The sequence below is a fragment of the Tateyamaria sp. genome (genome assembly GCF_059783535.1).
Genome location: NZ_JBYNDP010000059.1, coordinates 1 through 23433, shown reverse-complemented (window position 1 = coordinate 23433; position 23433 = coordinate 1). Strand labels below are relative to the sequence as shown.

Genomic DNA, 23433 nt, shown 5'->3' with positions numbered 1-23433 from the left:
TGAAATGCCGGATCGATACCGCGATCGAGATCGAATACATCGAACATGGCGGCGTTCTGCACTACGTGCTGCGGAACTTGGCATCCGCGGCGTAAAAACGAGGGGCGCGGTTTTCCGCGCCCTCTTCCATTGCGGCGAACCCGCGTAAGTCGCACGAATCACCCACACAAATCGCATGAAACAATTGCAAGCGTTTCATTGAATTCGGAATACCTTGTTCAACGATGACGAGAGTTTCGTAAAATTGTTTCTGAAAATACCTAAACAACTTTAGAAACGCTGTCGAATTCGGGACGCTTGGTTTGACAGCGCCCCAAAGCTAAACGATAGGTCTTGTTAACGTTTATTGTTCGTAAGCCAAAGAGGCGTCCCTCATGAAGACTTCTGCACTTTCAATTCTTGCGGTCGCATTTGCAGCTGGTAGCGCATCAGCCGCAACCTACGTTTTGGATTTCGATGCGAACCCACGTAGCCCGGCAGAAATTGCAAGCCTCGATAGCTCCACGTCACAGGACATTACAAACCCTCGGATCTTTTTGGACAATGGCGTCTCTTGGGAAGTCACAACAGGCGGCGGCGTTGGTGCTGCGCTGTTCGATACGACATGTAGCTACGGATTTGGTACAAACGGTTGCGCCGGAGACCCCGATCTTCAGGTATTTGATCAGAGCAACTCCGACGGAGTGTCCGGCAACGTATTGGTCCAACAAGAGGCCGGCAGCGTCATTGTAGATGATGACGCACGTACGCGGCGGATCGACCTGAAGCTGTTGTCGAACATTACGCTGGACTGGACCGGTGTTTCGGCTCTCGACGATGGGTTCTATCGCTTCAACTTCGGCGGTTCGGAGTTGGGCACAATAGACAACGGCAGCGACTCAACCTTTGACAATGCAACAGCGTCGACCGTCTTTGCTGCGGCGGGCCGCCTGACCAAAGACTCGGTCATCAGCGTGTTCTTCGAGCGAAAGGAAGGCAAAGCAGGTGCATCCGGCGCGGTCGACAACTTTGTATTCTCAATTGTCGATGACCCAGACGGCCTCGTCCCTCCTGCTGTGCCGCTTCCCGCCAGCCTTCCATTGCTGTTTGTCGGTGCAGGTGCGTTTGCGGTCATGCGGCGTCGCAAGAGCAGCTGATCTGCTGACAGGTCGAAGATATCTCGCCGCGGGTTTTCTCGCGGCGTTTTCTATTGAACACTCAGCGCTTTTTCCAACTCTGGCAAAAACCGGTTCTCATAGTCCGACCCGATCAACGGCCCCTGGTAACGGAATAAGACCGTGCCATCCGCATCTAGGATAAAGGTCTCGGGCGGCGCCGTGACCCCCCAGTCAATGGCCGACCGCGCCGCCGGATCAAATGCGACGGCAACAAAGGGATTGCCATCCTCATCCAGATACTGGGATGCTGGCCCTTCGGTATCGCGGAAATTCACCCCAATGATCGGAATACCATCCGCTGCCATCTCCAACAGCTTCGGGTGCTCGGCCCGGCATGGCGGACACCAAGAGGCCCAGAAGTTCACGAGCATCACCTCACCCCGCGCCAGATCCCCTTCGGCAACGGGTGTGTAGTCCGCCAATTGCGCATCCGTCAGCGGCGGCGCAAGTGCGCCCACTCGGGTCGAGGGCAATTTGTCCGGGTTGTCCCGAAACATACCCACCGCGGCCAGGGCCACGAAGCCCGCAAAAATCCCGATTGGGGCCAACATGAGCGGTGAGATTTTAGCCATCCCGCCCGCTCCGCTTTTCCACCGCATCCATCTCGGCCCGCACCCGCCGACCGCGCCACAGGGTCAGCACGACGATGCCCACCAGCAAAACGATCGACACGGCATAGGCCGACAGCACGGCATCCGCGTATTTCCCAAGATCAGGCATCACGCCCCCTCCGCATGCAGCCCGGCGCTGCGCGCTTCCCGTGCGATCAACGCCCGCGTCCGCCGCAGCCGGATTTCTGTTCCTGTGCGGTACAGCACCAACGCCAGAAACAGCAAGACAAAGCCCCCGATGCAGACCAGCAGTGGGAAATAGAATACGTCGGCAACGTTATCTTCCTTGTCCAGCGACAGCGACGCGCCTTGATGCAGGCCCTGGTTCCAGAACAGCACCGCATAGCGGCTCAACACGGCAAAGACGGTGCCCACAAGACACAGGATCGAGGTCAGATCCGCCGCCGTATCCGGGTCCTCAATGGCCTCCCACAAGGCGACATAACCAAGATAGAACAGGAACAGGATCAGAAAGGATGTCAGGCGCGGATCCCACGCCCACCATGTTCCCCACATTGGCTGGCCCCAGATCGCGCCAGTGAACAGCGCAATCAACGTCATTACGATGCCAACGGGTGCGGCCGCCTTGGCCGCCAAGGCCGACACATGGTGCCGACGGATAATCCAGATCAGCGAGGCCACAAGCATCATGAACCACGCATTGATTGCCATCAGGGCAGACGGCACATGCAGATAGATGATCTTCACGGTCGATCCCTGCCGGAAATCATCCGGCGTGAAAAAGAACCCCCAGACCAGACCGACAGCCAGACAGATCGCGGCCCCGGCCCATAGCCATGGCTGCACGCGCTCGCTCAGGCGCAGAAACTTGACCGGATTGGCATATTCCCAAAGTGACATGGCTTGTTCCTAAACCCTCGCTTGTCCCTTCTCAATCGACAACGACGTTACCGCAGGTTCACCCGCAGCACAGCCCCTGCGGCAAATGGCATCGCTGCCAGTACGGCCAGAGTGATCCCGGCCAAAAGAAACAGCGGCGTACTGGGGTCAAGGCCTTGCGCCGCCCGCCGCGCCGCCTCGGCCCCAAAGATCAACGTGGGCACATAAAGCGGCAAAACCAAGAGCGACAATAGCAACCCGCCCCGCTTGATCCCTACCGTCAGTGCCGCGCCAAAGGCCCCGATCATCGACAAGGCAGGCGTGCCAAGGGCAAGGCTCAACACCAAGACCCCATAGCCCGAAGGCGCAAGGTTCAGCAGCACACCCAACACGGGTGCCGCCAAAACCAAAGGCAACCCAGTCGTCACCCAATGCGCCGCCGCCTTCACCGCGATGATGCCTTCCAACGGCAAGGGCGATGTCGCAAGCAAATCCAGCGCTCCGTCCTCCCAATCGACGGCCAACAACCGGTCCAAGGACAACAGGCAGGCCAAAAGCGCGCCCAACCACAGCACCCCCGGCGCAATTTCGGTCAACAAGGCCGATTGCGGCCCTACACTGAACGGCACCAACACCACGACAATCAGGAAGAACGCCAGCCCCAGACCAAATCCACCCCCCGCCCGCAGCGCCAGCGCCAGATCACGGAAAAACAACGCCCTCACAGAAACGCCTCATCCGCCGACGCCATCTGCGCCGCCGCTGCACGAAAACCCGACACATCCAACGTCTCGGCCTCGATCCCCAGATCAATATGGGTCGCCATCAAAGCTGACCCGCCCCGCGCCAAATGTCCCCGCACAGCATCTGCAAACAGCGCGACCGAGGTTGTGTCCAAAGACACCGTCGGCTCATCCAGCACCCAGACGTCGCGGCCCGTCACCATCAGCCGCGCCAGACCCAAACGCCGCTTCTGCCCCGCCGACAACTGCCCGGCCCGGCGCTCCGCCAAAACCTCAAGATCAAAGGCAGCCAAGGCAGGTGCAATATCCGATTGCCCAAACACAGATGCCCAAAACCGCAAATTCTCAGCCACACTCAGTGCCGCCTTCAACCCATCCGCATGAGCGGCATAAGCAATCCGGTCCTCGGCCCCAATCACCTGCCCCGCTATCGGCACCTGCAATCCAGCCACCGTGCGCAACAGCGTTGTCTTGCCCGACCCGTTCGGCCCTCGCAGCACCAGAGCCTGCCCCGCAGACAAGGTAAAACTCACACCCGCCAACACCGGCAAACCGCCACGGCCCACGGCCAGATCAGTGACTTTCAATTCCATAACGCATGGCTAACCGATTGAGTGGCCTGCCAAAAGCCCCCGATCCAACTTCATTTCGCCAAATAAACCGCGGGGGACGCGCAACGCGCGGGGGGTAGGCCCCCTCCACCCTATCAAACAGGCAGAACGGCCAGCGCAATGCGCCGCCCTTCGCTGAGTAGGACATTATAGGTTCGCGCAGCAGATGGGGACGACATCACCTCGACTCCCAGACCGGCCCCCTCCAGTTGGGACCGCAGCTCAGATGGAATATGCGCAATCTCTGCCCCGGTGCCCATGAACACAACATCCACCTGCCCAGCCAGGGCCAACAGCGGTTCAAAGTCCTCATACCCGCCCCAGGCGCCCGTCCCGGTTGGCGCGGTCAACAAACCACCCTCAACCACCTCTCCGCCAATGCGAAAAAAGCCGGGGCCGTAGCCCTCGACCGGTTGCGCGTCTGTATATGTGATCTCATTGAGGCGCATGACCCATCTCCCAAATCGGCAGCCCCAGAATAGCCGAAGCCGCGATGACGATATAGGCCGCAGCCCGAAAAAGTCGCTCGGCCTTTGGGTCAAACAGCCACGCGCCCGCAACATTCGCCACCATGTAAAGCGGCACCAGAACCAGCCCAATGATCACGGCCTGCGCATCCAGCAAGTCAAAGCCCCAAAAGATGCCCAGCATCATCACGTCGATGCCCAGCAGATACAGCAGGAAATTGGCGCGGATCACGGCAATGGCTTTGGCAGACGCCATATACAGCAGGATCACAGGTGGCCCCGGAATACCGGCCAGCCCGCCAAGAAAGCCGCCAAAGGTGCCGACACCGGCAATCATGCGTGACCCCATCGGACCCGTATACCGCCACCCGGACATCAGGGCGGCCAGCAGAATCAGAATGGCAACGGACACTCCCCAGCCAAACACCTCCGGCGCGACAAAGGACAAGGTCCACAGCCCCAAAGGCATGCCAACGGCCACCCCCAGCAGCAGGAACTTCGCTTCGTTCAGGTCCCCGTCCCGCCACGCGGCGCGCAGATTGGGTAGCGGCCCCCAGAACTCGACAACAACCAGGAACGCAAGGGCAGCAAAGGGCGACAGCACCGAACTCGCCGCCGCCATGATGATCATGCCCGACCCGAACCCGGCAAAACCACGCACCAGCCCAGCGGCTACAATGGCCGCAATCAGCCAGCCCAAACCGGGCAAAGCAAGGCTTTCGGTGATGAGATGTGCCATCACCCTCTAAGGTGATGACCGTATTGAATGCGCGTTAGGGCCAGTTCGCAACCGCATCTAGGCCAGTGCTGCCTCACGCATCCACATTTGCAAACTGGTTGCCCGCGTTGGCGTCCGGCTTGGACCAGTCCCGCTTGACGCCCAACCACAGCAGGATGGTCGATGCGACAAAGACCGACGAATAGGTGCCCACGATCACACCCCAGATCATCGCGAACACGAAGCCGCGGATCACGTCTCCGCCCAGCAAATACAGTGAAATCAGGGCCAGCAGCGTCGTGACCGAGGTCATGACCGTCCGGCTCAGCGTCTCGTTGATCGAGATGTTCAGCACTTCGTTCAGCGGCTTCTTCTTGTACTTGCGCAGGTTCTCCCGCACGCGGTCAAAGACCACCACGGTGTCGTTCAGCGAATAGCCCACAATGGTCAACAGTGCCGCGATGATGGCAAGATCGAATTTGATCTGCAGTTCCGAGAACACACCGATGGTCAGGATCACGTCGTGCACAAGGGCTGCCACGGCCCCCAGCGCGAACTGCCATTCAAAGCGCAGCCAGATGTAGATCAACACTGCCCCGATGGCCAATACTACCGCAATCGCCGCTGTCTGAATCAACTCGCCCGACACTTTCGGACCAACGGATTCGACCGACACGAATTTGATGTCCGGCACCGCAGCGGACAGTGCTGCCTGAACCTCGCGGATGGTCTCGGGCGTCACCGCCTCCTGCCCTTCCTGTGCCTGGATACGGATCATCGCGACGTTCTGATCAGCATCAAAGGTTGGATCGAACACCTCTGTGATCGAAATGTCGCCCAGCTCCAGCACGGCCATGGCATCGCGGTAGACACCAATATCCACCGGCTGCGTGCTCTCTGTCCGCACTGTGGTGCCGCCCCGGAAGTCGATACCAAAGTTCAGCCCCTGAATGGCAAATGAGGCAAAGCCCACCACCATCATCAGGGCCGAAATGCCCAGCCACAGCTTCCAGCGGCTGAAGAAATCGAAATTGGTGCCCTGTTTGACCAGCTTCAGTCGCATCTTACACCTCGATTGTCTTGGGGCGGCGGCGTTCGAACCACATCACCACCATCAGCCGCGTCACGAAGATCGCGGTAAACACAGACGTCAGAATGCCAAGACCCAGCGTGATCGCAAAACCGCGCACTGGACCCGAGCCCATGGCAAACAGGATCACGGCCGTGATGAAGGTCGTAATGTTGGCGTCCAGAATGGCCGACAATGCCTTTTCATAGCCAAGCTCGATGGCCCGCGCAGGCCCCCGTGCCGATTTCAGCTCTTCCCGGATGCGCTCGAACACCAGCACATTGGCATCCACCGCCATACCCACGGTCAACACGATGCCTGCAATCCCCGGCAAGGTCAGCGTGGCCCCGATCATACTCAAGAGGCCAAAGATCAGACCAATATTGATGATCAGCGCTATGTTGGCAAAAAGGCCAAACAGACCATAGCTCAGGCCCATGAACACCAGCACGGCGGCAAAGGCGACCATGGTCGCGACCTTGCCCGCATCAATACTGTCCTGCCCCAGCTCCGGACCAATGGTCCGTTCCTCAAGGAACGTCAGTTCGGCCGGCAAAGCCCCCGCGCGCAGCAGCACGGCAAGGTTGGTCGACTCTTCGACATTGAAGTTGCCGGTGATAATCCCCGACCCGCCTGGAATATGGCTCTGGATAACCGGGGCCGACACGACCTCATCATCCAGCACAATCGCAAAGGGCGACCCGATATTCTCGGCTGTGTAATCCCCAAAGCGCCGCGCACCGGTCGTGTTAAACCGGAAGGACACCGCAGGGCTGCCATTCTGGTCAAAGCTCGGTTGCGCATCAACCAGATCCTCGCCCGTCACAACAGGCGCGCTCTCGATGACATAGAAAAGACCTGGTTCATCCAGCGACGGTACCAGTTTGTTGCCGATGCCGGGGGCCGCATTCTCGTCTGACGTCCGGTTCACAACGGGGTTGAAGGTCAACTGGGCTGTGGTCCCAATGATCTCTTTCAACTCGGCAGCCGAGCCAATACCCGGCACCTGAATAAGAATCCGCTGCGCGCCCTGCCGCTGAATGGTCGGCTCCCGCGTGCCCACCTCGTCAATCCGGCGGCGAACGATCTCCAGCGACTGCTGCACCGTCCGCTCGTCCGAGGCCAGCTTTTCCTCATCGCTCAGAGTAACAACAATCACGTCCGTTCCATCGACACGTACCACAATGTCATTGGCCCCAACACCGGTCAGGGTCTGCACCGGCTGGGCAAGGGTCCGCACGACTTGCAAAGCACGCTGCAAACCCGCTGGTTCCCCAATACGTATGCGCAACTCGTCCGGCGCCGAAGGCTGCAAACGAATGGTGCCAATGGTCGCCCGCTCAGGGCGCAGAATATCCCGGATCTCGGGCCAGCTGGCCTCCATGCGGCTGGCATAGACATCCTCGACCTGCACCTCGGCGAGCAAATGCGCCCCGCCCCGCAGGTCCAACCCAAGGTTCACCAGCGCTGACGGCATAAAGCCCGGCCATTGCGCCAGTATCTCCTGGTTCTCAGGGGTATCCGCGCCAAGTTCGATGGCCTGTGCGGCGTCGTTGTGCTGCTCAACCCGGGTGTAAAACCCGTTCGGCAAGGCAAGGATCAGCCCCAGCGCACATAAGGACCAAATCAGAACCCGTTTCCAGCTCTCGATCTGAAGCATTACTTCGCGGGCTCGGTCTTGTTCAGAACCTGCGCGATGGTGGACTTGACGACGCGAACCTTCACGCCCTCGGCCAACTCCACCTCGACCTCATTGTCTTCCTTGACCTTGGACACTTTGCCAATCAGGCCCCCTTGGGTCACCACCTGATCACCCCGGCGCAGCGCCTCGACCATGGCAGCATGCTCTTTGACCTTCTTTTGCTGAGGGCGGATCAGCAGGAAATACATGATCGCAAAGATCAGGATCAGGGGAATAAACTGGCCGATGGCTTCCATGGGAATTGTCCTTGGTCTTGGGGCGGATTCTGGCCCGCTTCAGAGTTTGGCAGAACCTATGGGCGGGGGCGGGTCAGCGCAAGGCGGAAACACTGGCCAATACGGGTTTTGATCCGCTTTGCATGGCGTATTTGCCATGGCATCCTGCGCTGATGCGGGTTGTCCAACTCACCGGTGTATTTCTGATCGCGCTTGCGGTTCATTCGTTGCAGGGCACAATTGCGCGCGCCCAACAGGCTGGCCTGCCCCTTTTGTCAGAACAAGAACACGCCGACTGGGCCGCCATTGGACGGGTCAACATTGCCGGGTTCCGGACGCGCCGTGCCTGCACAGGCACGTTGATTGCCGCACGGTGGGTACTGACAGCGGCACATTGCGTGCTCAGGGTCGACGGCACGGCTGAGCCACCCGGAAATGTCCACTTCGTTGCTGGATGGTTGCGAGGGGAGTTTGTCTGGCATGGTGCTGCAAAATCCGTTCACGTTCCCCCGACCGTCGCACAAAGTCCCGCATCTGACGTGGCATTGATCGAATTGCAGAACCCAGCCCCAACGGGAACCATTGAACCAATCCCGATCGGCACACCCTCAAGCGGCACGGACAAAACGAACGCCATCATCGGCTACCAGTCGACACGGGCCGCGATGCTCAGCGCCGCGTTCGACTGTCCCGTCACGCAGGTCCTAGGGCCTGTCCGTATCTTGAACTGCCCGGTCATTCCCGGCTTGTCGGGAAGCCCCGTCTTGGCCCGCACTGCCGAAGGGTGGCTGGTTCAGTCCGTTGTCTCCGCCCGCATTGAAAGCGGAGGACATGCGCAAGCACTGGTTGTTTTGCCGGGCAAATGGGTATCCGAAACGACAAATCAATTTGACTAGGTCATGCGTGTCCGGGGGCCTCAAACCTTAACAAACCCTAACCCAACCATCACGATGGCGGCGTACAGGGGGTGCACGGATGCTGCACGGGGGGTGACACCCCGTTTGCCCCCCTTTTCCCGGGCTACGGGATCGGGCATATGACCTGCACCGAAACACCAAGATCAGAGGCCAGACATGCACGACATTCGCGCCATTCGCGACAATCCCGCCGCCTTCGACGCCGCCCTTGCGCGCCGTGGGGACGCTGCGATGTCGTCGTCTCTGCTCGCCTTGGACGAGGCGCGGCGGGCCAAGATCCTCGCCGCCGAAACCGCACAAGCCGAACAGAACAAGGCCAGCAAGGAAGTGGGCGCTGCCAAGGGCCGCGGGGACGAGGATGAATTCCAACGCCTCCGTGCCTTAGTTGCTGAAAAGAAAGCGGAAATCGCGCGGATGCAGGAGGAGGCCAAGGCGCTCGACGCCGAGCTGACCGACGCCCTTGCGCGCATCGCCAATCTACCCGCAAGCGACGTGCCGGACGGCGCCGACGAGGATGACAACGTCGAAATCCATCGTTGGGGTAACCCGCAAAACTTTGATTTCGAACCCAAAGAGCATTTCGACATCGCAGGTGTCAGCGCCTCGATGGACTTCGAAACCGCCGCCAAAACCTCCGGCAGCCGTTTCGTCATGCTGAAAGGATCGGTCGCCCGCATCCACCGTGCACTCGCCCAATTCATGATCGACACCCATGTCGATCAGAACGGCCTCACGGAAGTGAACAGCCCCGTGCTCGTGCGCGACGATGCGATGTATGGTACTGATAAGCTTCCCAAATTTGGCGAAGACAGCTACCGGACCGAGGACGGCATGTGGCTTGTCCCAACCTCCGAAGTGCCCCTGACCTACACAGTCGCAGGCGACATTCTGGACGAGGCCGCCCTGCCCATCCGCATGACGGCCCACACCCTATGCTTCCGCTCTGAAGCGGGCAGCGCGGGCCGCGATACGGCAGGCATGCTGCGCCAGCACCAGTTCGAAAAGGTCGAAATGGTGTCGATCACGCATCCCGACGGTTCGGAAGAAGAACAGAAGCGGATGTTGGGCTGCGCACAAGGTGTCCTCGAAACCCTTGAAATCCCTTACAGAACCGTCGTTCTGTGCACGGGCGACATGGGCTTTGGAGCACGCCGCACCTACGACATCGAGGCTTGGTTGCCCGGACAGAATACCTATCGCGAGATCAGCTCGGTCTCGACCACTGGCGACTTTCAGGCTCGCCGTATGAACGCCCGGTTCAAGCCCGCAGATGGCGGAAAACCACAGTTCGTTCACACACTTAACGGATCCGGCCTTGCAGTGGGTCGCTGCTTGATCGCTGTACTGGAAAACGGTCAGCAGGATGATGGTTCGGTTCAACTGCCATCAGCACTCGCCCCTTACCTGAGCGGCAAGACAACGCTGACAGCAGATGGAACACTCGTTTAGATACGCAAGGATTTGGGGCGGTAATCCTGCCGCCCCTGCCTGCGCTCCTGCACTGAAGGATGAATTTCCCAAGGTTGATCAGGACCTTGGCGCCACTTCTTCAACAACGACCATTTGAACTTGATCGCCGGGGCATCCACCAGTGGGTCGGGGTCACTTGGCGGGAACTTAATGTCCGGTTCCAACGTCAACCGCCCCGCGCCTTGCACAACCCAATCCAGTGCAATCATCGACAATGGCTGCTCCGCACCGGAACCACCCACGATGCTGTGGTTCCCGACAAACCACATCTGCTGGTAGGCGCGCAGCGGCCCTGTGTCGCCTTCGTTCAATCCACTTTCGCCATCTAGATTGTCCCATTTCGCAGGCTTGTACAGTACGCGCCGCTCATCCAATGCGAGTGCATGGCGCGCGGACTGCACAAGGCTCGACAAGGCCATGTCGTGAAACTTGTACTGGCGGTTCCACATTGATGCGATGGGCCCCAGCAAGGACGGGGGAATACCCCGTGCACCTACTGTGTCCCAGACACCAAGATAGGAAATCTCCACAAGCCGCGAAGTGTCTTTGCGCCACGCCATGTCCGTGACAGACGTCGCAAACCGTGGCGACATCTCTCGCCGAGCTTCTCGGATATGTGGGGCATCAGGGTGGTTCCTCTTGCCCCGCTTGCGATAGAGATTAAACGCCGCGTTGACGCCATCCGTGCTGGTGTCTTCGATAATCCCGCATTTGCGGATCATGCCCGCCACAGACCGTGCGGTGAACGCTCCGCGAGAAAAGCCAAATAAATAGATTTCATCCTCCGGCTGATAGGCTTGCGCCAGAAACTGGTACGCCTGCTTGACCTTGGCATCGAGACCCCAGCCAAAGGCGCCACCACCGTACTTGTTGAAGAACTTTTTGACCGGGCCATCAAACCGATCATCCGTTCCAATCCCCGGGAAATAGGCCGCCACCTGCCCGAGCGCCGGGTCACTGACCAAAGCACGCTTCAACTTGTGGACACTAGTCGGTTCCTGGATATCGGGAGAGTTCCAAGTCCCATCACAAAAAATCGCAATGCGGGTCATATCTATTCAAGTCCTTGAAATACAGTCGAAAGCACTAAACTATGTCAACAAGGTTACCGGCCTTGCGAAATTTGTAAACGGTGGAAAACCATGCCTGCGGTTGTGCTGATACTCGCCTTGGCCTTTGCAGCGTCCCCCTTCTGGGTGCCGGGGTTCGGGGGATTTGATGCCGATCAGTTCCCGATCCCGCAGATTGACCCACCCGTGCAGCCCGCCGGCTATGCTTTTGCAATCTGGGGCGTGATCTACGTTTGGCTCATCATTGGTACGGCATTTGGTGCGCTGCGTCGCTGGACTGCGCCGGATTGGGCAGAAATGCGCGTCCCTCTTGCTGTGTCGCTGGCAGTTGGCAGTATCTGGTTGCCCGTGGCTGTGCGCAGTCCTGTCTGGGCGACCGTACTGATCTGGGTGATGCTGGTTTGCGCGTTGATCGCGCTCTGGCGTGCTCCCCGCCTTGACCCTTGGGCTGCGGCCTGGCCCGTTGGCTTGTATGCCGGATGGTTGAGTGCGGCGAGCTGTGTGGCCTTGGGCTTGCTTTTGGCAGGGTACGGGCTGACGTCCCAGCAAACCGCGGCCTGGTTGATGGTGGCTGCTGCGATCGCGTTGGCATTTGTGATCCAAAGGACGCTGGGTCGCGCGCCTACTTACGGCGTTGCCGTGATCTGGGCCTTGGTGGCCGTGACCGTTCAGAACGGCTTTGACCTGCGGTCTGTGGGTGCACTGGCGCTGCTCGGCTCCATCGTAATGGTGTACCCGGTAATCCAGGCTGCGACACGGAAAACATAGTGTCCCCGCGGGGACAGCTTTGTTTTCAAGACCTTAAGTGCCCAAAATCCAGCTAACGCGCTAGCTGCGTCGCCCTTCGGTGTGCTTGCGCAACTTCGACGGCCCTGCCTTCTTGCGCCCCTTGTAGGGGTTTGCATCGCTTTGCCCGCGCATGAACAGACGGATGGGCGTACCCGGCATATCAAAATCCAGCCGCAAGCCGTTCACGAGGTAGCGGTTGTAGCTTTCCGGGACTTTGTCGGGATGCGAACACATAACAACAAACCCCGGTGGTCGCGTCTTGGCCTGCGTCATGTAGCGCAGCTTGATCCGCTTTCCCTGAGGTGCGGGTGGCGGGTGCTGTTCCAACATGCCCGTCAGCCAGCGGTTCAGTGCCGCCGTGGGCACACGGCGGTTCCAAACGTCGTAGGCCCGCATAATGGCGCCGTGCAGCCGATCCAACCCGCGCCCCGTCTTGGCCGAGACGGTCACAAGCGGCGCGCCTTTGAGTTGGGGCAAGAGCCGCTCGAAACTCTCTTTCAGCTCTTTCAGCTTGGCCTGCTTGTCGTCCTCGATGTCCCATTTGTTAATGGCGATGACGACGGCCCGCCCTTCGCGTTCAGCCAGATCGGCGATGCGCAAATCCTGCTGTTCGAAGGGAATGGCCGCATCAAGCAAGACCACCACCACTTCGGCAAATTTCACGGCGCGGAGACCGTCGCTGACCGACAGTTTTTCCAGCTTTTCCTGCACCTTGGCCCGTTTACGCATACCTGCGGTATCAAAGATGCGTATGGGTGTTCCGTCCCAATCCGTGCGCAGACTGATTGCGTCGCGGGTGATCCCGGCTTCCGGGCCCGTCAGCAAGCGATCTTCGCCGACAATCTGGTTGATCAAGGTGGACTTGCCCGCATTGGGTCGCCCTACGACTGCGACCTGCAAAGGTTTCGCATTGGTGGGCTGCGGAACGTAGTCAGGATCATCTTCATCCTCGTCCACGGTCACATCGGTTTCCGGCGCCTCTTGCGCGTTCTTCTCCTCATAGAGGTCCGCCAGGGGTTGCAGCTGTGCGTACAGATCGTTCAGCCCTTCGCCATGTTCAGCGGACAGGCGGATCGGCTCTCCCAGCCCCAGCGAGAACGCCTCGAGCACGCCGGCATCCGCTGCTGACCCTTCCCCCTTGTTGGCGGCCAGTAACACATGATCCGCGCGCTTGCGCAGGATGTCGGCAAAGATTTCATCCGTTGGCGTCACGCCTGCACGCGCGTCGATCATGAACAGACATACGTCGGCCATATCCACGGCACGCTCGGTCAGCCTGCGCATGCGGCCCTGCAGGCTGTCGTCCGTCGCCTCTTCCAGGCCGGCGGTGTCGATCACCGTAAAGCGCAGATCGGCGAGCTTGCCCGGTCCTTCGCGCAGATCGCGCGTGACACCTGGCTGGTCATCGACCAGCGCCAGGCGCTTGCCTACAAGGCGGTTGAACAGCGTCGATTTGCCCACATTGGGCCGTCCGACAATGGCGAGGGTCATGGTCATGGGTGTGTGTCCGACAGATCAAGCCGTGCACATAGACCATGCACCGCATCACTTAAAGGGGGTCGTATCGCGCAATGCATATCGGCCCCCGCGGTATTGTGCCGATCCGTATGGTCTAACCGCATTGATGAACTCGTGGGTGCACGCCTATCGTGGTGTTATGATCCTGTTTCTTATTCACGGCGCGCCTGCGACAGGCAAATTGACGGTGGCTAAGGAGCTTGCCGCCCTGACCGGGACACCGCTGGTCGACAACCACGCTGCCATCGACATCGGCCGTATGGTGTTCGGCTTTGCGGCTCCCGGTTTTTGGGATCTTGTCCATGATCTGCGGGTGACGACCCTGCGCGGGGCGGCACGGGCCGGTGTGCCGCGCCTGATCACCACGGCTGCCTATTGCCATCCGGAAGATTTACCGTTGGTCGAGGAGTACGAACGCGCGGTCGAACCCTATGCTGGCGTCATCAAGCCGATTCATCTGTCATGCAGCGAAGACACGTTGATGGAACGCGTGTCGGCCCCAGACCGTGTGCAGCGGGGCAAGCTATCGACCCAGGCGGCGTTGGCGGATTACCTGGAGCGCAATGCGTTTGCTGCCATTCCACGCCCGAACTGTTTGAGCTTGTCCACCGAGACGGCGTCAGCCAAGCACACGGCATCTCTGATTGCGACGCATTTTGGAATGCCGATCGCAGGTGCGGCTGGCGATGACGGCAGCCCCAGCGCTTAGTGCTGACAAGATCAGGCGATTGACCTTGGCGCGCTTAGCGATAAGCCAGCAACTGGCCCTTGCGCGACACGACATAAAGGGTTTGGCCTGCCACTACGGGGGCCGTTGTGGCCCCGCCGGGAATCTCCGTTCGACCTGTAAGCCCGCCCGAGACTGGGTCAAAGCTGCGCAGAGTGTCGTCCGAGGATGCAACCAGCAAACGACCACCCGCCAAGACCGGACCATGATGCGCAAATACTTCGGATTGCCGCAGGGGGCGATCCTTGACGAAATTTGGCAGGCGCGTGCCCCAGATACGGGTTCCGTCTTCAGCATTCAGACGGACAAGCTCGTTTCGGTCGGAAATCAGGAAAACGCTTCCGGCCACGGGCAACACGGTATCAATCGCCCCTTCTGGGCTGGTCCAGATCGGCGCGCCAGATCCAGCATTCACCGCGACCGTGCGACCCGATTGGTTACCAGCGTAGATCACGCCATCTTTGGCAATCGGGCGACCGGTGACATCGTCAACCTTGGCCAGCGCACGGCCCTGCCGTTCACCCAAAACCGATGCGTCCCAGCGGCGCAGGCCACCTTGACGGAACACAGCCTGCATTTCACCCGAGCCGAAGGAGAACACTGCGAGGCCGTCTGTCACGATAGGCGCGGGCCCACCCAGGACGTTTGTGCGGGTTTCCGAACTGCTGACCTGCCATGCTATACGGCCGCTGTCTTTCTCAAGTGCCCAGCCGGTGTCGTCCCCGGCCATGACATAAACCAGACCCTCGAAAGCGGTTGGACGTCCCACGCCGATGGCTTCCAGTTCCTGTTCCCAGATTGTGCCGCCGGTTTCGACATCAAGGGCGGTGAGTGTGCCAAGACCGCTCGAAACAAACAAAACACTGCCGTCGACAGCAAGGCCACCGCCGGTCCCTTCGCCATTGTTGGCGCGGTCCGTCAGGATGTCGCGTTGCCATAGAACCTGGCCGGACGTCGAAACCGCTGTAACCGTTGTTTCGGCATCAAGAGTGAACACACGCCCGCCCGAAACGACAGGGTCCGCAACGATACGGTGTTTGCGGCTGTCGCCGTCACCGATATCAACGGACCAGACCGGCGTCAGTGTCTGACCCAATTGCGGGTGATCCGTTCGAAAGGCAGGTGTGCCAAAGCTTTGTGCAGCATCCGTATTTGCCACTTGCGGCGGCAGGGAGATATCCCGCGCAGCTTCGGTCAGCGCCTCAGCGTCGGCTTTGTCTGTGGTCAGAACTGCGGACACAGGTTCACGTTTGCCCGGCAGGATGACCTCCCGCTCGGAACAGGCCGCAACAATGGTCAGCGCCACGGTTGCCAGCAGGATACGTTTGCGGGTGCTCCAAACCATACCCAAATCCCCCATCGTCCGACCCATCTTGCTTATTCTCCGGCGGCCTCTGTGGCATCTGGCGCGCCGCCCAGCGCCACCATTGCCTGTAGGGCACGGCGTTGCAAGCCCGGGGTCGCCTCGGCATCTTCCATGATGGATTGGAAGCGGGCGATGGCCGCATCAGGGTTGCCGGTCTCGATATCAATCAGCGCAAGCTGTTCTTCAGCCAGAAGGCGCATACGAACGCCGGGCACAGCCAGTGCCTCAAACCCCTGACGACGCGTGTCTGCGTCCTGCGTTTCACTTTGCAGCATCAGCGACTTGAACGTGGCGATCTGGCGATAAATCAGCGGCAGCTCGGACGATTGGGCAATGGGCTGCAAGGTTTGAATCGCATCGTCGGCGCGACCCGCCTGCGACTGTGCGCCTGCCGTCATGAATGCAAGTACCGCGGCCCCCTCTGCTGTGTCGGCTGTGACACCAGTCAGCGCATCGGCACGCGCATCATCTTCGTTTGACGACAATGCAGCGAGCATTGCGTCACCCAGCGCTTGGGCCTTGGCCTCAGCCTGCGCCCGACGGTATTCATTGAAGCCAGCAGCACCAACGATGCCTACAATCACGATGGCGGCAATCCAGCCGTAGCGGCGCACATAGCCATACAACCGGTCGCGGCGCACCTCTTCGGTGACTTCGTCAATAAAGCTGTCGGTATCGCTCACGCCCGCGCTCCCAATATCGCGGCGGATTGGCTCCGCCTCACCCTTGTTTTCCGGCTCGTCTTACAGTGATGGCGCGCGCAAGCCAAGAGCATGCATCCGCTGCAAGCAGTGCGTCAAATGGGCATCATTGCGATGCTGTCTCAAAAAAAGTAATCTGAACTGGTTAGTTTAGACGTAACAAACTCTATATAGCACCCGACCCAACGTCACGTTTCGGGTCATTGGTCTACCAAGGAAGAACAAAAGATGCGGATTGTTTCGATGATCTTGGCCATTGCAGTTGGCGCAGGATTGTATTTTTGGGTCATTGAACGTGAGACGACTCTTGCCTTTATTGCCGAATTGACCGGCGGGGCGGAAACAGAAGTCGAGGACGTCGCCGAAGACTTGTCCCCGACTGAACCCGAAGATGTGACTGAAGATACGGACGCCTTGATCAAGGTCGTTGTGCGCAAGTCCATTGCGCGCGAAATTGACAATGCAGTCACATTGCGCGGCCAGACACAGGCTGCTCGGGAAGTTGAAGTTCGGGCCGAGACATCTTCCACTGTCATCTCTCCGCCGCTGCGCAAGGGTGCATTTGTTGAGGCAGGCGAGTTGATGTGCCAGCTCGATCCCGGAACCCGCGCATCGACCCTCGCAGAAGCCCGCGCCCGTCTGGCGGAGGCCATCGCGAGCAAAACCGAAGCCGAAAGCCGCGTCCCGGAAGCCGAATCGCGGGTGATCGAAGCCCAGGCGCGCATTGATGAAGCACTGGTCAATCAGAACGCAGCCCGCAGGCTGAGTGAGGGTGGCTTTGCCGCCGAGACGCGTGTGAAAAACGCTGACGCCGCTCTGGCCGCCGCGGAAGCCAGCCTTGAAGGGGCCAAGGCAGGTGTGACTGCCGCCAAGTCCGGGCTGCAAAGCGCCGATGCGACGATCGAAAGCGCAACGGCATCCATCGCAACGGCGGAAAAGGAACTGGAGCGGCTGGATATCCGCGCGCCCTTCTCGGGCCTTCTGGAAAGCGATACTGCGGAGTTGGGCACGCTGTTACAGCCCGGTTCGCTTTGCGCAACGGTCATACAGCTTGATCCCATCAAGCTGGTCGCCTTTGCCCCGGAGACCGAAGTCGCACGCGTCACCGTGGGCGCGGACGCCGGTGCGCGTCTCGCGGCTGGCAGCAAAGAAGTTGCTGGCAAGGTCACATTCCTAAGCCGTTCTGCAGACGAAACCACCCGAACCTTCCGGGTCGAGATCGAAGTCCCGAATGTTGATCTGAGCATCCGTGACGGGCAGACAGCTGAAATCGCCATCTCTGGCGCCGGCACCAACGCGCATTTGTTGCCTCCTTCAGCACTTACGCTGAATGAGAATGGTGTGTTGGGACTGCGCACCGTCGATGACGCTGGCCTTGTTGCTTTCAATCCGGTCAATGTCGTGCGCGACACGGCACAGGGTATCTGGCTGACCGGATTGGCGGATGAGGTCAACGTGATCGTCGTCGGACAAGAATTCGTGACGGCGGGCGTGACAGTCGCGCCGACCTATCAGGAGCAAACACAATGACGGGTATTGTCGACTGGGCCGCGTCACGTGCGCGGATGGTTGTAGCCTTCATTTTCCTGTCCATCCTTGCGGGTGGGCTGGCTTACGTTGTGCTGCCCAAGGAGGGTGAACCGGACATTGAAATCCCGACTTTGGTGATTTCATTGCCCTTCCCCGGCATCTCAGCCGCGGATTCGGAAAAGCTGCTGATCCAGCCAATGGAAACCGAGCTGGCGGACCTCGACGGTCTGGATCGCATGTCCTCCACCGCCGCCGAAGGCTATGCCAACATCGTGCTGGAATTCGAGTTTGGCTGGGACAAGACCAAGGTTCTGGCAGATGTGCGCGACGCCATGGACAAGGCCGAAGCGGATTTCCCGGATGGGTTTGAGCAATATACGGTCGATGAATTCAACTTCTCGGAATTCCCGATCATTATCATCAACCTTACCGGCCCGGTACCGGAGCGTACAATCGCCCGGGTCGCAAAAGACTTGCAGGACGACATCGAAGGGCTGGATGCCGTTTTGGAAGCGAGCCTTGTAGGCAATCGCGACGAGATGGTCGAAGTCTTGATCGATCCGCTGCGGCTTGAAGCCTACAATGTGACCGCAGGTGAGTTGATCAACGTTGTGCAGAACAACAACCAGCTGATTGCGGCCGGTGAGATTGAAACCGCGCAAGGCGCATTCGCCGTCAAAATCCCATCATCCTTCGACGAGGCACGCGACATCTATGAGCTTCCGGTCAAGACAAACGGTGATCGCGTGGTGACACTGGGCGATTTGGCCCAGATCAACCTGACATTCGAGGATCGTGAATCGACCGCACGTTTCAACGGAAGCGACACCGTGGCCCTCCAGGTGGTCAAGCGGAAGGGCTTTAACCTGATCGATACGGCAACCGAGGTTAAGGCGCTGGTCGATGAAAAGGCAGCTCAATGGCCCGAAGGTTTGATCGCCGCGGTCGAGGTGGGCACGTCCAACGACATGAGCCGCGAAGTTGCGTCGATGGTTGGCCAGCTTGAAGGGTCCGTCCTGACTGCGATTGCATTGGTCATGATTGTTTCTCTCGCTTTCCTCGGACCGCGGGCTGCGACTCTTGTCGGCTTTGCCATTCCGACCTCGTTCCTGCTGTGTTTCGTCCTACTCGCGATCATGGGGATTTCGATTTCGAACATCGTGATGTTCGGCTTGATCCTGGCCGTGGGCATGTTGGTCGACGGCGCCATTGTTGTTGTTGAATATGCAGACAAGCGACAGCAAGCGGGTGTTGGCCCCATGCGTTCCTATGTTGAGGCGGCGAAACGGATGTTCTGGCCTGTCGTTTCTTCAACCGCGACGACGCTTTGTGCATTCCTGCCGATGCTGTTCTGGCCCGGTGTGCCAGGTGAGTTCATGGGCATGTTGCCTGTGACGTTGATCTTTGTTCTGTCTGCCTCCTTGATTGTGGCGCTCATTTACCTGCCGGTTATGGGCGGTGTTCTCGGCCGCATCATTCAGACACTCGGCAATGCCAATACCGGCATTGCAGGTATGCCGTTTCTCGCCCACGTGGGCTTATTCCTTGTGGCCATTGCCATGATGGTCGGCCTTTCCGGTATTCCGCTGCTGCTTGAACGCGCGGGCGCTGCATTTGCCATGATGGATCAACAAGAGATCTGGCGATCCGTTCTGCCGACGTTCCTTGATGTCTTCATGTTCGGATTGGGTATGTTGATCCTGGCGGCACTGGGCTTTGCCGGTGCGATCATGGCGCTCTTGTCCTTTACAGCGTTGTTTGTGCGCTTGGGATGGGGTGTGAACTGGGGCATGCGCAAGGTCTTTGGCACCCGCAACCGCAAGGTGCACGCAGGCTATCAACGATCGACTTTCGGCTATGCGATCCAAAGCATTGTCGGAAACCCGGTGATGCCGCTTGTGACGCTTGGCGTTGTTTTCGTCTTTGTCGGGACAACACTGATCTACTTCATCAACAACAACCGTGGCGTTGAGTTTTTCGTCGAGACCGAGCCGGAGCAAGCGATTGTCTATGTGCTGGCGCGCGGGAACATGTCGCTGGATGAAAAAGATGCCCTGTTGCTGCAAGCCGAAGATATCGTACTGTCCCACCCGGGTATCAAAAGCGCGTTTGCTTTTGCGGGCGCGGGCGGGCTGAACGCCAATACAGGCGGTGCGCAATCGCCCCGCGACACGATTGGTCAGATCCAGCTTGAGACGATCCCGTGGGAGGATCGACCCGATGCATCGGAACCGTGGTTTACGATCCCATTCACGGACTACACGGTCATGCGCGAGGTAAAGGCCGAGGATTTTGACGGCAACACCGTGCTGGACGAGTTGACAACTGAACTGTCAAACATCCCCGGTATTCGTGCCGAGGTCCTGGCGTTGGCGCAGGGACCGGCATCAGCCAAGCCCGTGCACCTGCGGATCAAAGGAGATGATTGGGAAGACCTGTTGCAAGCTGCCGCCGCGGCACGCGCGCAATTCGATACCTTGCCCGGCCTGACCCGCATCGAAGACACGCGCCCCCTGCCCGGCATCGACTGGCAGATAGACGTGGATGTCAAAAAGGCGGGCCGCTACGGCGCGGACGTGGCAACCGTTGGCGCTATGGTGCAACTGGTGACCCGTGGTCTGCTGCTGGACACGATGCGCGTCGATACGTCGGATGAAGAGATCGAGATTCGTGTTCGTTTGCCGGAAGATGATCGGGTGCTGTCCACTTTGGACACCCTGAAAGTGCGCACGTCGGACGGCCTTGTTCCCCTTGCCAACTTCATCACCCGCACGCCTGTGGCCGAGTTGGCGCAGATCAGCCGGGTGGATCAGAAGCGGTACTTCGACGTGAAGGCCGATGTGCTGGACGGTCTGCAGAAAGTGGTGCGGACCGTCGATCAGGATGGCGTTCAAGTTGAAGAGATCATCGCAACCGTTCGTCCGTCAAGCGATGCGGAGCTGACCGCAAATGGTCAGGGATATGCCGTGTTCGCTGCGGCGCCTGAAAGCCGGTCGCTGGATCTGCAAGCGGGTCTGAACGCAGGTGAGTTCCGCCTGATCCCGGTCAACCCGAACGAACGGATTGCCGAGCTGACAAAGTGGATCGAAACCGCGCCCTTCCCGATTGGAATCGACAGCGAATGGACTGGTGACCAGGAAGACCAGGAGGAGTCTGGTGCCTTCCTGATGCAGGCCTTCGCCGGCGCCCTGTTCTTGATGTTCATCATCCTGCTGGCGCAATTCAACTCGATCTACAACGCGCTGCTTGTTCTGGTGGCTGTGGTTCTATCCACGGCAGGCGTACTGATCGGGATGCTAGTGATGAACCAAGCATTCTCGATCATCATGACCGGCACTGGCATCGTCGCGCTTGCAGGCATCGTGGTGAACAACAACATCGTGCTGATCGACACCTATCAGGAATATGAAAAGTACATGCCACGGATCGAGGCCATCATCCGCACGGCGCAGGACCGCATCCGGCCAGTGCTGCTGACAACGGTCACAACGATGGCGGGTCTTGCCCCGATGATGTTTGGCTTGTCCCTCGACTTTGGCGGCGGCGGCTACACCATCGACAGCCCCACCGCGCTGTGGTGGAAGCAGTTGGCCACCGCAGTTGTGTTCGGCCTTGGCATTGCAACGGTGCTGACTTTGGTGGTGACGCCCTCACTGCTCGCCGTTCGGGTCTGGATCGTCACGTACGTCCGTTGGATCAGCCAACTGTTGGCCAAAATGTCCATGGGCCGCGCCAGCCGGGCTGCACGCGACTGGGCACTGACACGTGACACGCGCACGGTCGGCAACCAAGAACTGGTCTGGGATTTTGGTGACGAACCAAGCCACGCCGAGGCGACACTGTCACGGTCATCGCTTGGGGCAACGTCGCTGAAGGCAGCGGAGTAAGATCAAGAGTACACGTCGATGGCACTCGCTCGAATGCCATCGACACGCCATTCTTTCGCCGGAGTCGTGATCCTTATTGCCCGCATCACGTGTGGGAGTATTGTCATGTTCCGATTGATCTACCGGCAACGTCGCCGCCACCTGTTTGGCGCTTTTTTCGCCGCATTGTCGTTCTTCTGCTTTTCGATGGGCGAGCCCGACATCTGGTGGGACGACGAGTTATCCTACGCTTTGAACCTAACTGTTGTTGTTTTGACTTGCATAATCATGGGGGGCGCCTTTGCCTGCCTGAGCGCACTGTTTGTCCTGATTGTTCCGTCTTGCCGTTTCGCGGTTGAATTGGTTGCACTGATGGCCTTTGTGCAGGTTAGTTTAACTCCCCTGATACCCGACCACATCGTTGAAAACGGGCACGATTGGTTGATCTGGGTCGTGCTCTGGTTCGGCGTGGTTTGCACCACCTATGGAACAGTTCTGGATCGGTTCCGAATTTGGCTGGATAGTTCTGAAACACGCGATTTCGAGTTAAAGGGGGCGGCAGAGGAGCTATGGGACTGGCTTGTCCCCGGCCTTGCTCGTGAAGGCGGTGCCAATTGGGAGCCGCTTCTGAAGAAGATGGAAGAACGCGCAGACGCGCAGCACGTTTTCGATGTCGAGTATCGTACAGGGCATGCGCAATTCGAACATCAAACCATCAAATACGAGGCCGTCTCTTACCCGCATCACGCCCGATACAGTTTTCAGGGAGAATTGAACCCGGCCAACAAAAACCTGGTGCAGGGCACAATGGCGTTCACAATCGAACCGCTCCCGGGCACGGACAAATGCCGGGTCACACTGACTCGCACACGCGCATCTCTTTTGGTGCGTGAGGGCATGATGATGTGGTTTGACGACGCGCTGGGCGATCAAACTGACCATATACGCGCGAGGTGGAACAATCGTTGGGACTGGAGCATGGCAGGCAAGTTTCGCCGCCATGCTGTATCACTATCATAGAAAGCAGACCTGATTAGACCGGCATCTCATCCGCCTGCTGGCGATGCCACAGCTGTGCGTATCGCCCATCTTTTGCAAGCAACTCGTCGTGGCTGCCGGTTTCAACGATCTCGCCCTGTTCCAGCACGATGATCCGGTCGGCTTCCGCAATGGTGCTGAGGCGATGGGCGATGGTCAGCACCGTACGCCCCTGCCCCGCCGCATGCAGCGCGTCCTTGATCTCTTGCTCAGTCTCGGTATCTAAGGCGCTTGTTGCCTCGTCCAGCAACAGGATGGGAGGGTTCTTGAGCAAGGTTCGCGCAATGCCGACACGTTGCTTTTCGCCT

23 protein-coding genes are annotated in these 23433 nt (G+C 59.2%); 8 read left to right on the top strand and 15 right to left on the bottom strand.

Features of this window, described 5'->3' with window-relative positions; all coding sequences use genetic code 11:
- The first annotated feature begins 374 nt into the window (after positions 1–374).
- Positions 375–1136, top strand: a complete 762-nt coding sequence (locus tag AC6RA8_RS12620; protein WP_500353100.1) for a VPLPA-CTERM sorting domain-containing protein — start codon at positions 375–377, stop codon at positions 1134–1136.
- 50 nt (positions 1137–1186) lie between these two features.
- On the opposite strand, the gene AC6RA8_RS12615 is transcribed toward AC6RA8_RS12620, so the two are convergent.
- The 10 genes from AC6RA8_RS12615 to yajC all read right to left on the bottom strand — a co-directional run bounded on the left by AC6RA8_RS12615 (position 1187) and on the right by yajC (position 8154).
- Positions 1187–1729, bottom strand: a complete 543-nt coding sequence (locus AC6RA8_RS12615) for a DsbE family thiol:disulfide interchange protein (protein ID WP_500353099.1) — start codon at positions 1727–1729, stop codon at positions 1187–1189.
- Positions 1722–1877: a heme exporter protein CcmD gene (ccmD, locus tag AC6RA8_RS12610; protein ID WP_500353098.1), complete on the bottom strand. Its 156-nt coding sequence runs from the start codon at positions 1875–1877 to the stop codon at positions 1722–1724. Before ccmD ends, AC6RA8_RS12615 begins: the two co-directional genes overlap by 8 nt.
- Complete coding sequence (gene ccmC, locus AC6RA8_RS12605) at positions 1877–2629, bottom strand: heme ABC transporter permease CcmC (RefSeq protein ID WP_500353097.1); 753 nt, start codon at positions 2627–2629, stop codon at positions 1877–1879. Before ccmC ends, ccmD begins: the two co-directional genes overlap by 1 nt.
- A gap of 47 nt (positions 2630–2676) precedes the next feature.
- Positions 2677–3333, bottom strand: a complete 657-nt coding sequence (ccmB, locus tag AC6RA8_RS12600; RefSeq protein ID WP_500353096.1) for a heme exporter protein CcmB — start codon at positions 3331–3333, stop codon at positions 2677–2679.
- Positions 3330–3944, bottom strand: a complete 615-nt coding sequence (gene ccmA, locus AC6RA8_RS12595) for a heme ABC exporter ATP-binding protein CcmA (RefSeq protein ID WP_500353095.1) — start codon at positions 3942–3944, stop codon at positions 3330–3332. Before ccmA ends, ccmB begins: the two co-directional genes overlap by 4 nt.
- A 113-nt stretch (positions 3945–4057) precedes the next feature.
- Positions 4058–4411 carry an Mth938-like domain-containing protein gene (locus tag AC6RA8_RS12590; protein WP_500353094.1) on the bottom strand — a complete coding sequence of 118 codons (354 nt, stop codon included), beginning with the start codon at positions 4409–4411 and terminating at the stop codon, positions 4058–4060.
- Complete coding sequence (locus AC6RA8_RS12585) at positions 4398–5168, bottom strand: TSUP family transporter (protein WP_500353093.1); 771 nt, start codon at positions 5166–5168, stop codon at positions 4398–4400. Before AC6RA8_RS12585 ends, AC6RA8_RS12590 begins: the two co-directional genes overlap by 14 nt.
- A 73-nt stretch (positions 5169–5241) precedes the next feature.
- Positions 5242–6210: a protein translocase subunit SecF gene (gene secF, locus AC6RA8_RS12580; protein WP_500353092.1), complete on the bottom strand. Its 969-nt coding sequence runs from the start codon at positions 6208–6210 to the stop codon at positions 5242–5244.
- Position 6211: 1 nt separating this feature from the next.
- Entirely contained in the window at positions 6212–7876 is a 1665-nt protein-coding gene (gene secD, locus AC6RA8_RS12575; RefSeq protein ID WP_500353091.1) for a protein translocase subunit SecD, read from the bottom strand.
- Positions 7876–8154, bottom strand: a complete 279-nt coding sequence (gene yajC, locus AC6RA8_RS12570; protein ID WP_189368725.1) for a preprotein translocase subunit YajC — start codon at positions 8152–8154, stop codon at positions 7876–7878. Before yajC ends, secD begins: the two co-directional genes overlap by 1 nt.
- 17 nt (positions 8155–8171) lie before the next feature.
- Between yajC and AC6RA8_RS12565 the strand changes: the two genes are divergently transcribed.
- The gene (locus AC6RA8_RS12565) at positions 8172–9029 is read left to right on the top strand and encodes a trypsin-like serine peptidase (protein WP_500353090.1); all 858 of its coding nucleotides are present in this window, start codon (positions 8172–8174) and stop codon (positions 9027–9029) included.
- Between the two features lie 177 nt (positions 9030–9206).
- Positions 9207–10499, top strand: a complete 1293-nt coding sequence (gene serS / locus AC6RA8_RS12560; RefSeq protein ID WP_500353089.1) for a serine--tRNA ligase — start codon at positions 9207–9209, stop codon at positions 10497–10499.
- Here serS and AC6RA8_RS12555 read toward each other — a convergent pair.
- Positions 10496–11572 carry a T6SS phospholipase effector Tle1-like catalytic domain-containing protein gene (locus AC6RA8_RS12555; protein ID WP_500353088.1) on the bottom strand — a complete coding sequence of 359 codons (1077 nt, stop codon included), beginning with the start codon at positions 11570–11572 and terminating at the stop codon, positions 10496–10498. The two genes, serS and AC6RA8_RS12555, sit on opposite strands and share 4 nt — an antisense overlap.
- A 90-nt stretch (positions 11573–11662) precedes the next feature.
- On the opposite strand from AC6RA8_RS12555, the gene AC6RA8_RS12550 reads away from it, so the two are divergent.
- Positions 11663–12358 (top strand): TspO-related membrane protein, encoded by a 696-nt coding sequence (locus AC6RA8_RS12550; protein ID WP_500353087.1) that lies wholly within the window; start codon positions 11663–11665, stop codon positions 12356–12358.
- Between the two features lie 60 nt (positions 12359–12418).
- Here AC6RA8_RS12550 and der read toward each other — a convergent pair whose 3' ends face one another.
- The gene (gene der / locus AC6RA8_RS12545; protein ID WP_500353086.1) at positions 12419–13876 is read right to left on the bottom strand and encodes a ribosome biogenesis GTPase Der; all 1458 of its coding nucleotides are present in this window, start codon (positions 13874–13876) and stop codon (positions 12419–12421) included.
- Between the two features lie 160 nt (positions 13877–14036).
- Here der and AC6RA8_RS12540 point away from each other — a divergent pair, with 160 nt between their 5' ends.
- Positions 14037–14606, top strand: a complete 570-nt coding sequence (locus tag AC6RA8_RS12540; RefSeq protein ID WP_500353085.1) for an AAA family ATPase — start codon at positions 14037–14039, stop codon at positions 14604–14606.
- Positions 14607–14640: 34 nt separating this feature from the next.
- Here the strand turns inward: AC6RA8_RS12540 and AC6RA8_RS12535 are convergent, their stop codons facing one another.
- Both AC6RA8_RS12535 and AC6RA8_RS12530 read right to left on the bottom strand, forming a co-directional pair.
- Positions 14641–15969, bottom strand: coding sequence for an outer membrane protein assembly factor BamB family protein (locus AC6RA8_RS12535; protein ID WP_500353084.1), 1329 nt, complete (start codon positions 15967–15969; stop codon positions 14641–14643).
- A 32-nt stretch (positions 15970–16001) separates the two neighbouring features.
- The gene (locus AC6RA8_RS12530; RefSeq protein ID WP_500353083.1) at positions 16002–16673 is read right to left on the bottom strand and encodes a hypothetical protein; all 672 of its coding nucleotides are present in this window, start codon (positions 16671–16673) and stop codon (positions 16002–16004) included.
- Positions 16674–16919: 246 nt separating this feature from the next.
- Here AC6RA8_RS12530 and AC6RA8_RS12525 point away from each other — a divergent pair, with 246 nt between their 5' ends.
- From AC6RA8_RS12525 to AC6RA8_RS12515, 3 genes are all read left to right on the top strand, one after another.
- Positions 16920–18221, top strand: a complete 1302-nt coding sequence (locus tag AC6RA8_RS12525) for an efflux RND transporter periplasmic adaptor subunit (protein ID WP_500353082.1) — start codon at positions 16920–16922, stop codon at positions 18219–18221.
- Entirely contained in the window at positions 18218–22108 is a 3891-nt protein-coding gene (locus tag AC6RA8_RS12520) for an efflux RND transporter permease subunit (RefSeq protein WP_500353081.1), read from the top strand. The genes AC6RA8_RS12525 and AC6RA8_RS12520 overlap by 4 nt, the downstream gene beginning before the upstream one ends.
- Positions 22109–22213: 105 nt before the next feature.
- Positions 22214–23107: a hypothetical protein gene (locus AC6RA8_RS12515; protein WP_500353080.1), complete on the top strand. Its 894-nt coding sequence runs from the start codon at positions 22214–22216 to the stop codon at positions 23105–23107.
- A gap of 13 nt (positions 23108–23120) precedes the next feature.
- Here the strand turns inward: AC6RA8_RS12515 and AC6RA8_RS12510 are convergent.
- Positions 23121–23433, bottom strand: a 313-nt coding sequence (locus AC6RA8_RS12510; protein ID WP_500353079.1) for an ATP-binding cassette domain-containing protein, incomplete at its 5' end; no start/stop codon positions are given.

Coding starts and splice junctions, on each gene's coding strand:
- yajC (WP_189368725.1), bottom strand. CDS start 8,154: ATGGAAGCCATCGGCCAGTTTATTCCCCTGATCCTGATCTTTGCGATC.
- AC6RA8_RS12615 (WP_500353099.1), bottom strand. CDS start 1,729: ATGGCTAAAATCTCACCGCTCATGTTGGCCCCAATCGGGATTTTTGCG.
- ccmC (WP_500353097.1), bottom strand. CDS start 2,629: ATGTCACTTTGGGAATATGCCAATCCGGTCAAGTTTCTGCGCCTGAGC.
- AC6RA8_RS12525 (WP_500353082.1), top strand. CDS start 16,920: ATGCGGATTGTTTCGATGATCTTGGCCATTGCAGTTGGCGCAGGATTG.
- AC6RA8_RS12540 (WP_500353085.1), top strand. CDS start 14,037: ATGATCCTGTTTCTTATTCACGGCGCGCCTGCGACAGGCAAATTGACG.
- ccmA (WP_500353095.1), bottom strand. CDS start 3,944: ATGGAATTGAAAGTCACTGATCTGGCCGTGGGCCGTGGCGGTTTGCCG.
- AC6RA8_RS12590 (WP_500353094.1), bottom strand. CDS start 4,411: ATGCGCCTCAATGAGATCACATATACAGACGCGCAACCGGTCGAGGGC.
- der (WP_500353086.1), bottom strand. CDS start 13,876: ATGACCATGACCCTCGCCATTGTCGGACGGCCCAATGTGGGCAAATCG.
- secD (WP_500353091.1), bottom strand. CDS start 7,876: ATGCTTCAGATCGAGAGCTGGAAACGGGTTCTGATTTGGTCCTTATGT.
- AC6RA8_RS12620 (WP_500353100.1), top strand. CDS start 375: ATGAAGACTTCTGCACTTTCAATTCTTGCGGTCGCATTTGCAGCTGGT.
- AC6RA8_RS12550 (WP_500353087.1), top strand. CDS start 11,663: ATGCCTGCGGTTGTGCTGATACTCGCCTTGGCCTTTGCAGCGTCCCCC.
- AC6RA8_RS12555 (WP_500353088.1), bottom strand. CDS start 11,572: ATGACCCGCATTGCGATTTTTTGTGATGGGACTTGGAACTCTCCCGAT.
- AC6RA8_RS12585 (WP_500353093.1), bottom strand. CDS start 5,168: ATGGCACATCTCATCACCGAAAGCCTTGCTTTGCCCGGTTTGGGCTGG.
- AC6RA8_RS12535 (WP_500353084.1), bottom strand. CDS start 15,969: ATGGTTTGGAGCACCCGCAAACGTATCCTGCTGGCAACCGTGGCGCTG.
- ccmD (WP_500353098.1), bottom strand. CDS start 1,877: ATGCCTGATCTTGGGAAATACGCGGATGCCGTGCTGTCGGCCTATGCC.
- serS (WP_500353089.1), top strand. CDS start 9,207: ATGCACGACATTCGCGCCATTCGCGACAATCCCGCCGCCTTCGACGCC.
- AC6RA8_RS12520 (WP_500353081.1), top strand. CDS start 18,218: ATGACGGGTATTGTCGACTGGGCCGCGTCACGTGCGCGGATGGTTGTA.
- secF (WP_500353092.1), bottom strand. CDS start 6,210: ATGCGACTGAAGCTGGTCAAACAGGGCACCAATTTCGATTTCTTCAGC.
- AC6RA8_RS12515 (WP_500353080.1), top strand. CDS start 22,214: ATGTTCCGATTGATCTACCGGCAACGTCGCCGCCACCTGTTTGGCGCT.